This window comes from Nostoc sp. (genome assembly GCF_036919895.1).
Classification (GTDB): Bacteria; Cyanobacteriota; Cyanobacteriia; order Cyanobacteriales; family Nostocaceae; genus Nostoc.
In genome coordinates this window covers 26,262-33,971 of sequence record NZ_JBALBW010000133.1, presented here as the reverse complement: position 1 = coordinate 33,971, position 7,710 = coordinate 26,262, and the positions used below count along the sequence as shown (strand labels likewise).

At 37.2% G+C, this 7,710-nt stretch carries 6 protein-coding genes; all 6 read left to right on the top strand.

Features of this window, described 5'->3' with window-relative positions; all coding sequences use genetic code 11:
- Window positions 1-1,092: 1,092 nt before the first annotated feature.
- Window positions 1,093-2,574, top strand: coding sequence for a SulP family inorganic anion transporter (locus V7K55_RS26260; protein ID WP_334836106.1), 1,482 nt, complete (start codon window positions 1,093-1,095; stop codon window positions 2,572-2,574).
- Between the two features lie 369 nt (window positions 2,575-2,943).
- Window positions 2,944-3,339: a universal stress protein gene (locus V7K55_RS26255; RefSeq protein ID WP_334836104.1), complete on the top strand. Its 396-nt coding sequence runs from the start codon at window positions 2,944-2,946 to the stop codon at window positions 3,337-3,339.
- Between the two features lie 364 nt (window positions 3,340-3,703).
- Window positions 3,704-3,835 (top strand): hypothetical protein, encoded by a 132-nt coding sequence (locus V7K55_RS26250; protein ID WP_334836102.1) that lies wholly within the window; start codon window positions 3,704-3,706, stop codon window positions 3,833-3,835.
- Window positions 3,836-4,455: 620 nt separating this feature from the next.
- The gene (locus V7K55_RS26245; protein ID WP_334836099.1) at window positions 4,456-5,172 is read left to right on the top strand and encodes an acyltransferase; all 717 of its coding nucleotides are present in this window, start codon (window positions 4,456-4,458) and stop codon (window positions 5,170-5,172) included.
- Window positions 5,173-5,349: 177 nt separating this feature from the next.
- Complete coding sequence (locus tag V7K55_RS26240) at window positions 5,350-6,528, top strand: acyltransferase family protein (RefSeq protein ID WP_334836097.1); 1,179 nt, start codon at window positions 5,350-5,352, stop codon at window positions 6,526-6,528.
- Between the two features lie 283 nt (window positions 6,529-6,811).
- Window positions 6,812-7,678: an acyltransferase family protein gene (locus V7K55_RS26235; RefSeq protein ID WP_334836095.1), complete on the top strand. Its 867-nt coding sequence runs from the start codon at window positions 6,812-6,814 to the stop codon at window positions 7,676-7,678.
- Window positions 7,679-7,710 lie beyond the last annotated feature (32 nt).

Sequence of the window (7,710 nt, the reverse complement as noted above, 5' to 3'; positions counted from 1 at the left end):
TTTTTATCTCTAGATGTGTATTTTTATTCTTGGTTCCATTTTTTTCTAAGTAATTTACCTACTGTGACACTTGGGGGTGCGGAAAGTGGGATCTAAAGCACGTACATCGTTAGCACTACCAAGCATAAGCACAAATTATACAGTAATCCCATTTTTGATTGTTAATAACTGAACTCGAAAGAAAGTAAAAATATCGTTTTTTTGATGCGATGTAACCCGGAGCTTTCGGAGTCTCCATCTCCGCTCTATACTGCTCCAACTGGATTGTTTTTACCTACTTTCCGCACTTCATTTTGTAATATAAGTAGATTTCCAAAATCTAGCCAACGGCGGTTAAATAAAAATGCAAATGACCAATGCGACTTAATCGCCTGCCAACTCAACCAATCAAACAGAAGAGGGATAAGCAACCATTACACCTGGATTTCTCACAAGTGAGAAATCCGGGTTCTCTAATCTAGACCTTGTGGTATAATAAACCCCAATGGTTACGCTCGCCTTCAACAAGTTGTAGTAACCTTTAATCGATCAAAATCTGATGATGTTAAATTTTACAGTATTTATGGGCAGCTTAAGACAGAAAAATAGTCCACCTTGAAACTACATAGAGACTACCCCTCAGACAAATTGTATCAAAAGTCTCATTTTTTTTTGAACAACATTGTAGTAAAAAAATCAACTCAAGTAATAAGTGGGTATCCAGAAGTCTAACATCAATTATTTGTGTTGTAATGACTTGGTTTTGAGCTACATTTATTCCCCATTCAAATCAGGTAATGTTTTCTCGTAACAAGAAAACAAATCACATAGCTGTCTCTATTGAGTCAACTTTTAACTGAAAGTAAATGCCAAAACAGTTTGTATATTCTACAAATCACATACAAATTACAAACTGAATGGATGTAAATTATTGGCATAAACTTTAGCAATATGGTCGTGGATGAAAGAGTAATCAGGGGTTTTAAATCCTTGACACTATCTAGATTGCATTTGTGAATTGTCATGGTTATAATCCTCAACTACTCCACCGAGTGTAAGAGTTGGCTAATTGCCTGTATACCTAAATTTCACCCATAAATCACAGAGGACAACTTGAACACAAAAGTTTTGAAGCGAGAATGGTTCTCCAATACTAAAGCAGACATCCTAGCTGGTACTGTAGTAGCATTAGCACTGATTCCAGAAGCGATCGCATTTTCCATTATTGCAGGTGTCGATCCAAAAGTTGGGCTGTACGCCTCGTTTTGCATAGCAGTAGTGACAGCCTTTGCAGGAGGTCGTCCTGGGCTGATTTCAGCAGCGACGGGAGCGATGGCACTGGTAATGATCACATTGGTAAAAGAACACGGGTTGCAATATCTGTTTGCAACGACAATTCTAACTGGTGTCATTCAAATTATTTGTGGTTGGCTCAAACTAGGTCGCCAGATGAAGTATGTACCACGAGCCGTAATGATTGGCTTTGTGAATGCTTTAGCAATCTTGATTTTTATGGCTCAGTTGCCACAACTTGTTGGGGTATCCTGGCAAGTTTATATTATGCTTGCTGTGGCTCTTGCCATCATCTACCTGTTACCCAGGCTTACCAAAATTGTACCTTCACCCTTAGTTGCGATCGTTGTCTTAACAGCCTTTTCAATGATTACAGGGATAAAGGTTCCAACAGTAGGTGACATGGGCGAATTACCCATTACATTCCCCTTGTTCAGCTTACCGACAATTCCATTAAACTATGAGACATTCTCAATTCTCTTTTCTTATGCCTTGCCTTTGGCTGTAGTGGGTTTATTGGAGTCATTGTTAACAGCTTCACTACTTGATGAACTGACCGATACCCCCAGTGATAAGAACAGAGAAGCTATGGGTCAGGGTATTGCAAATATCGTAGCGGGATGCTTTGGCGGGATGGCGGGATGTGCCATGATTGGGCAGTCAGTCATCAATATTAAGTCTGGAGGGCGCAGCCGTCTTTCTACTTTATGTGCTGGGGTTTTCTTGCTGTTCTTCATTTTGGTGTTAGGTAAATGGGTGCGACAAATACCAATGGCATCCCTAGTTGCAGTGATGATTATGGTTTCTATTGGAACTTTTAGTTGGTCATCTCTAAAGAACTTAAACCGTGTACCCAGAGGTGAAACTGCCGTCATGATTACGACAGTTTTATTTACCGTACTCACACACAATCTAGCAATTGGAGTTGCAGTTGGTGTAGTGTTTAGTTCAGTTTTATTTGCCCGTAGCATTGCCAAAGTCGTGTTTGTAGACACAGTTCTTAGCGAAGATAAAACTTCTCGCATTTACAGCGTTGCAGGTCAACTTTTCTTTGTATCAGTAGAAGAATTTATCGCTGCTTTTGATTTTCAAGAAGAATTAGAACGTGTGAAAATTGACTTAACCCATGCCCATATATGGGATCAATCAGCAGTTGCAGCCATAGATAAGATAGTGATGAAATTTCGTAGGAATGGTGCAGAAGTAGACATCGTAGGGCTAAATGAAGCAAGTGCAACATTAATAGAAAAGCTAGCTATTCACGATAAACCAGATGCACTAGAAAATTTAAACAACTACTAAGTTACATAGAAGTCAGTCCCAACCCAATACAGTTCAATCAACCATTTCTTCTCTATTCTCTCTGCGTTCTCTGCGCCTCTGTGGTACCCTGCGGGAAGCCGAAGCGTCTACGTAAAAAAAAGAGTTATAGCCTTAAGTGAACCGTATTGAGTCTCAACCAACAAGGGATGAGAGAAATAATTTCTGACTCTTGACTCAACATTATTTCAAATCAAGAGGGAGAAAAGAAAACCCTCAACAGCAACAGGTTTTACTGGTTTGCATTTTACATTTAATTATGTGCGCCTACTTATCACAAACACAATTATGAAAAGAATTCTTCTCCGCACTGATGGATCTTCTTTCTCCCAGAGTAGCTAACCTTGCCTTGTGACATCACGTAACTTTCAGCCAATAGATAAGATACTGCTAGCTTATGATGGCGGTAAGAGTTGTCAGAAAGCTTTGCAGTTTTTAGTGCAATCACCTGCTTTTAAAGACATGGAACTCCATTTGCTCACTGTAGCAAAGAAACAGGGAGATGAAGGAGCCATGTCTCTCCTGCAAACTGCTGAAATAAAAGCACGTACAGCTGGCTTTGCACCAATTTGTCAGATAATACATGGCGAAGCAGAAAAGGTTATAACCAACTACGTAGAAAAACAAGATATCAATTTACTGATTATGGGAGCCTATGGACATAGCCGCATTCGGCACTTAGTCATTGGCAGTACTACAGCCCAAATGCTACGCAGCAGCCATATTCCTGTCTTGCTGTTTAGGTAGATTTATTATCGAACACAAGCACAAAACTTACTAGCAATACTTGAAATGAGAAATTAACAGTAAAATTTACAGTCTAATGAAGCACCAAAAATCAAATATTGATCGCTTTTTTTATCTGTATTTACTCTGATTTCTAGTGGTTATCTATTTAATTAATAGAGACTTTAGGATAGTATCATTAATGTCTTAAATTAGGAATTTACTGATTATAAAAATATGCTTATTTTCAAAACTTTATATTTTTAATTTAAACTTTACTGTTTCTTGATGATAATTTTGTAAGTCTCTTTTACGATAGTGGAAGCACACTACTTGTGTCACTATCAAGGCGCTTTAGTGAATATGTAAATTCTCTGTGTACGTAATGATGAAAACAGCAGCAGACTCTAAAAACTGGCTGCAAGTAAGCCGTTATAGTAATCGGGGAAGTATTTATTTGTTTGCTCCGATGGTTAACTTCAATGTGATGGCTGAAGTTGGAGATACTCCGCCCTAATTCAATGTGCTTGTACTTGCTTGGAAATTTTATGAGGAATTCGACAATTACATCTTGATGGCAGCGAGGAAATTTGATTCCGACTTGGGAACAATATAAACAGATGTAATTGAATTGAAATAATTACTTTGATATTTGATGACTGAATATCTGAATTATAGTAGCTTGTCAAATTGCTAACTAATACACATCGAGAGTTAGGTGTTTGATGTTGTGGTAAAGCATTAAGCTTCAGTATTCATCAGTGACAAATATAAAAAAGTGTTTTCTCTAATTTTCAAGTAGTACAAGTGCTAAATAATACAGCAGAATTCCGAACATTGCAAACTGCTGTAATTACAGAATTTGCTTGTAAACAGATACAGCATTTCTTGTATAGCTATGTCTAACAATTAAATAACACCTGTATTTAATAGCTTCTAACTTTAGAGCTTGTATTGGGTTTTTCAAATATTTTAAACCCTTTATCTTAGCCATCCTATTTTTTATTAATCTGCAATCTTAAAATGCAGATATAGAAATATAGATGGTAGATAACAAGACTCAAATGCAGGATGTCTTAGGCATTTTACAATTCCATAAATCTCTAAGAACACAATTTAAGTGAGAATAATAGAGCCATGAATAACTTGAAACATTTTTCAAAGTTGAAGCGGTTTCAACAAATTTTGTTGACCACTATTTTAGGCGATATTCCAACAATTTTTGGGGGTGTAAAGCTACGGAATTTGCTATATCGCACTATCTTTGACCGGATAGGTAGCTCAGTTTATATTCAAGACGGTGTTGAATTTATTAGTACTGATGCTATTGAAATTGGGAATGGAGTATATATTTTCAAAGGTGTTCGTATCGATGGAAAAGGACACGAAAACAATAGAATTCATCTCGAAAATGGAGTTATTCTTGAGCGTAACGTTCTAATCGGGGCATTAAAGAACACTTCTATTCACGTTGGACAAGATACTTTTATTGGCCCTAGTGTTTGTATTAGCGGCTCTGGAGATATCAAAATTGGCAAGCACTGTTTAATTGCAGCCCACACTGCAATATATGCCAATAATCACAACTTTGCAGATCCGACAGAACCAATTAAATACCAAGGTATTACTTGTAAAGGAATCGTGATTGAGGATGACTGTTGGCTAGGACATGGGGTCAAAGTATTAGATGGTGTCACCATTGGTAGAGGCAGTGTAATTGGTGCTGGCGCTGTTGTTACTAAAGATATTCCCCCATTTTCAGTAGCTGTGGGTGTACCTGCACGAGTAATTAAAAGCCGTGAGGGGAAACAACTTTTCAAATCTACAGAATCAACTTTATTAACTTCAAACTAAGTTTGTATAAAGTTCGCCTGGGTAGTTCACTCGGACACAGGCGACCATTTTCTAGTTCCATACACAATTTTTTGAAAACATAATCAAATCAAAGTTTTGAGGATTATTCAGAAGGTTGCTAGCGTTAATTAGAGGTCAAGGTATCTATCAGCAGAAACATAAGAGGAGATTAATTTAATGACTAAAATTGCAGAAAAATCTACAGATAAGAGACTACATCTCCCTTACTTGGATGGCTTACGTGGATTGGCATCTCTGTATGTTGTATTTGTCCATATCGAACCATCAATTGGCGGACAATTACCTACATTGTGGTCATTATTTGGCAGAACTATGAAACATGGTTCATTTAGTGTTGTAACTTTTATTGCACTTTCTGGCTATGTTTTGATGCTGCCAGTAGCGCGTTCTGAAAATGGTCATTTAAAAGGAAGTTTGATTAATTATATTAAGAGGCGATCGCAACGAATTCTACCACCTTACTATGTGACTCTGTTCATCTGTTTACTAATAGCAGCAATTATCTTTATCTTAGAGAATCTCACCAGCTTTCAGTGGAACGACGATGCCGGAATTGGAGCATACTCTCCTAAGTTTTCGTTAATGGATATTTTATCTCACCTGTTATTAGTTCATAATCTTAGCGGTAGCACATACCTGACTATTAATCCACCGATGTGGACTGTCGCAACTGAATGGCAGATATACTTTTTGTTGCCATTATTGCTATTACCTATATGGCGACATTTTGGATTACTGTTAGTTGTCATTATCGCTTTTGCAATTGGACTAACACCTATCTATTTGTTCAATGGATTATTTGAATCAGCAAGTCCTTGGTTTTTAGGTGTGTTCTCTTTAGGAATGGCAGCAGCAGATATTGGATTTTCTCGAAAACCTAAGCTAGTAGCTATGAGAAATTCCCTCTCGTGGGGTTGGTTGGCTATTATCTTCACTTGTATTGCCTTTTTAACTGAGTGGCAACAACTAGGATTACATATATGGATTAATCAGAGTTTTTTTGGTCTTGCAGTTGCTTGTTTATTTATTTCCTTCACCAAGTCAATAGTTGAGGATAAACAACTACCTTTCCTACTCCGATTCTTACAACACCATATATTTATTGCCCTTGGCACATTTTCCTATAGCCTATATCTAACTCATGGGCCAGTCTTGGTGTTCGTGCGTTACTTTCTGTTTTATCTGCCAATTTCCCCAGATATGTTTGCCACAGCATCCTATTTAGTAGGTACGGTAATGTCATTAATCATTGCTTACTATTTTTACTTATTCTTTGAGCGGCCATTTATGTCTGGTTTCTTAAAAAGACGAAAAGTTAAAGATGCTGTGATTTGAGATAATTCTTAGATATCTTAACCGCACATAGATATAGGACTAGTATTTGATTTTTGAAATACACGTAGCATGTGTTAGCACGGAGAGTACGGTACCAAAAACCTTGGAATCAGGTGCGTTACGGCTTACGCCTAACACACGCTACATATACTTATATTTTTTCATAAATCAAATCTGATTTCTATATTCATTTTGGTGTACATAGAGGTAGATATAATACCTACAAATCTTCATACAATTGACAGCGAAATAATTGTACATAACACCAAATTTTATTAAGTAAATGGCTCAAATTTCAAAGATATTTAACCAGCAAAAGCTCCGCCTTTCTTTCTTAGATGGAATGCGTGGTTTGGCAGCATTATATGTGGTGTTTTGCCATATTTCTCTACAACACTTAGAGAATTTACCTCAATGGATAAATTTCCCTACAAAACTAGTAAGATATGGTTCATTTAGTGTTGCAATTTTCATTGTACTTTCTGGATACTGTTTAATGTTACCAGTAGTTCGCTCTCCAACAGACTCTATCCCTGGAAGTTTATTTGATTATTTTATCAGGAGAGCGCGGAGAATAATACCACCTTATTATGTTGTTATTTTTCTCTGCTGCCTATTAGCTTTAGTGATCTTAGGTTTAGAGAGATTTACTACTTTCTCTTGGCGCGATCTTTCTTACGATTGGTTTTCTCCTGAGTTCAGCTTTAAAGATGTAATTCTACATCTTTTCTTAGTTCACAATTTGACTCCAGGAACGCAAGTTTATATTATTAATTTGCCCCTGTGGAGTGTAGCATTAGAATGGCAAATTTACTTCTTATTTCCTCTATTGTTCCTACCTTTGCGGCGGCGATGGGGTTGGTTTTCGGTTATTTCTACGGCTTTTTTAATCGGACTTACGCCCCACTATTTATTTAATGGTTATATGGATGTCAGCCGTCCTTGGTTTATTGGTTCATTCACTATAGGAATGGCGGCAGCAGACATTGTATTTTCCCAAAGGCCACATTTGATTAAACTCAGAAAGTCTTTGTCTTGGGGTAGACTTACCGCAATTTTTACTGGCATTGCTATATTCACTGAATGGGGAAAATTAGGCGTAGAACCTTGGGTTTTGAAACTTTTGCAAGTATCGCTGCTGCTTGCTTGATAATTTACTGCACTAAAATTGTAATTGAGCAG

Bases quoted from the DNA above. Each gene is read 5' to 3' on its own strand.
- V7K55_RS26235 (WP_334836095.1), top strand. From the start codon at position 6,812: ATGGCTCAAATTTCAAAGATATTTAACCAGCAAAAGCTCCGCCTTTCT.
- V7K55_RS26250 (WP_334836102.1), top strand. From the start codon at position 3,704: ATGATGAAAACAGCAGCAGACTCTAAAAACTGGCTGCAAGTAAGCCGT.
- V7K55_RS26245 (WP_334836099.1), top strand. From the start codon at position 4,456: ATGAATAACTTGAAACATTTTTCAAAGTTGAAGCGGTTTCAACAAATT.
- V7K55_RS26240 (WP_334836097.1), top strand. From the start codon at position 5,350: ATGACTAAAATTGCAGAAAAATCTACAGATAAGAGACTACATCTCCCT.